The sequence below is a fragment of the Arthrobacter sp. Y3225209 genome, from assembly GCF_059090685.1.
The window spans coordinates 1-2,767 of sequence record NZ_JBNHFW010000050.1 but is presented as its reverse complement, the minus strand read 5'-3'; the positions used below and the strand labels follow the sequence as shown (position 1 = coordinate 2,767).

Below are 2,767 nucleotides of genomic sequence, written 5' to 3'. Positions count from 1 at the left end.
GTTCCGGACCCAGCGTGAACCGGAGTCTTTTCCGCCGGCCCGGTGAAGGGCACGGGAGTTGGACTCTGATTTTCGAAGGGGTTTGGCCGCCATGCTCAGGCGCTTTTTCAGCGTCCCTGCCGCGGTGACTTAGAAGACTTTACACAGGTTCGAGCCCACGTGCAACTCGGCAACTGGTGGCCCCCGTCGTGCCCCTGAGGCAAGCTGGCTACCCCGTTTCAGCGTGTTATCCGTCGTGCGGATACCGGCATCCTCTTCGGACGCAGAACCGCCCGCAGCTCCGGCACGGAGCTACGGGCAGCCCTGGTGTTTCAATCAGCGGGTTGCGCTATGAAGTGCGCCGCCGAACCGAAACGATAACGAGGAAGGTGCCAAGAGCCAGGATGCAGATACTGGCGATCCACACCGAGCTGAGGCCGTTTGCACCGGTCTCCGCAAGCTTGTCCTTGCCCAGTACGGAGTAGGTGTTTGTGACCTCCGCGTTGACGGATTCTCCGCCGAGGACCGTGACGGTTTCCGGGAGTACCGCGTCCACCGTCACCGACGAATTAGCGCCAGTGACTGGTTCGGTGACTGTACAGGAGCTGCCGGCCGGCACGCGGTCGAACGCCCTGATCTGGTCACCGGCCACCGTTCCCGCCGGAATGAGGATCTCCTCGGTGAATGAGTCCCCACAGGTCAGGACAATTCGCACGTCGCTTTGAAGGCCGGCGCCGGGGCCCGTGATGGTTTTGGTCAGCACGAGTGAACCGTAGATGTAGGACACGTCATTGGTAACCAATGCCTGGGAATCGGCGCCCGGCTGGATCTCAACCACTTCCGGAAGTCCTGTAGTCACCGCCACCAGGTCGGTAGCTCCGGTTTGTGGTTCCGTGACCGTGCACGCAGTGCCCGCAGGAATATCGGTGATGGTTCCCGCATAGTCGCCTGCAGCGCTGCCTGCCGGAATGGTGAGGGTTTCTTCGATACCCGCATCCTCACAGGTCACTATCACCGTGATGTCGCCCTGCAGGCCGGCCGCAGCACCCGTCAGGGACTTCACCACGGTCAGGGAACCCGGATTGAGGTCCACTGTGTTGGCGACGTCGAGCACGTTCGGCCCGTCGGCGGTGACAGTGACCGGTCCCGGCAGAACCGGTGTGACAGTCACTTGCGTGTTTGATCCCGTCACCGGCTCACTCACCTCGCAGACCGTGCCTACCGGCAGGTCTGAAATGGTCTGGGATACCCCTGCTGCGGTACCGGCCGGGATTTCTATGACGAAAGTCCCCGCCGCCCCGCAGGCAACGTTCAAGGTAATAGCTCCCTGCAGGCCGGCCCCTTCACCGGCGAAGGTCTTATTGACCACCAGGTCCCCCGGAATGAAGAACTCCGCCGTGGCCTGCGCGTTGGATTCGATTTGGGAATCAGCGGCCAGAATGAGTTTCTGTGCATCCGTGACCTGGGGGTTGTTACCTGCATAGAGATAAACGTTGCCCGTCTGTACGGGAACTACTGCCGTGGCCGTAAGCTCAGCCGGATCGGTTGTCTGCGCAGTGTTCCGTACCCACAGCTGCGTCCCCGCCGGCACAGTTGTCCCCACCAGCGGAACGGTTCCGGCCGCGTCAGTGTAGAGGGTGTACCCCGGGGTGACACCTACAGTGACCTCCGCAACCGCGGCGGACGTGATCGTGAAGGGGCCTGCAACACCGTCCACAGGGCCTGCAGCTACCGGAGGCGCAATGCTGACATCCGGAGCCGGAGGTTCAGTGAGCGGTCCTGCGGCCAGGACATCGGCAACAATCTGTGCGGTCAGTGCCCGGACAGGATCCGTGTCCTCAAGCACGTAGCCGTCACTGAAGAACCACACGGCCGACTGCACTGCCGCTGCCCGAATGTTGTCATTGGCCGCTTCCGGGAGCCCCGGCTGATCCGGATAGTAGCTGTTCAGCACACGGTTGACGTAGCCGATGTTAGGGACGTTGGACTCATCCCAGCTGCCGTTTTCATAACCAAGTCCCTCATACGTGAGGACACGGATGTCGATGCAATACATCTGCTGGGTATTGCCCTCGCCATCCACTGTGGTGATGACGCCGGCGAACCCTTCGTTAGCAGGGTCATATCCAAGAGGAACATCCTCCGGGTAGCCGGCAGTTGGATCAAACCCCTGGCCTACCGGCGGAAGGCCGCCCGTCACGCCTTGCCCCGGCCCGGTACCCGTCATCGTGACCTCGACCTCGGCATTGGGAACTGCGCCTCCCGGCTGTGGTCCCGAAAACACTGCCTGAGCCGGTGCAACCGTCGAGAGTAAAAATACAACCAGTGTGCCCAAAAGGCCGAGCGAATAACTGAAGCGGCGGCGTATCCTCCCCCGTCCCCCCGCGGTAGGCGCAAGTGCTCTTCTTCGACTCATAGGTCCTGGATCCTCTCTCAAGCTCACCGGTAGGGCTGCATGGAACGCACAACGCCCTGAGGTTCGAGAGGCTATAGCCGGGATGGATGAGATGTAAGGGTAGGAGCCGACTCGTGCCTGTCTGGAGACACATTTCGCCCTGACCCCTTGTGCTGAACAACCCATTCAAGACGGTGTGCCGCAGCAGCTAGGCAATTCGCAGGGGCTGGGAAGACAACGGGCCGGCGCCGGCGGGTAGTGATTTTCCGCACCAGGTCCGCCGGAAGACTAACGACGGGTTAAACAGGTGAGGCCCGTACCAACACTGGTACGGGCCTCACCCTTCACAATTTGTCCGGCGGTGACCTACTCTCCCACATCCTCCCGGATGCA

At 61.6% G+C, this 2,767-nt stretch carries 1 protein-coding gene; it reads right to left on the bottom strand.

Annotated elements, in window-relative coordinates:
* Nucleotides 1–328 precede the first annotated feature (328 nt).
* The gene (locus AC5RVB_RS16325; RefSeq protein WP_494143174.1) at nucleotides 329–2,179 is read right to left on the bottom strand and encodes a thioester domain-containing protein; all 1,851 of its coding nucleotides are present in this window, start codon (nucleotides 2,177–2,179) and stop codon (nucleotides 329–331) included.
* Nucleotides 2,180–2,767 lie beyond the last annotated feature (588 nt).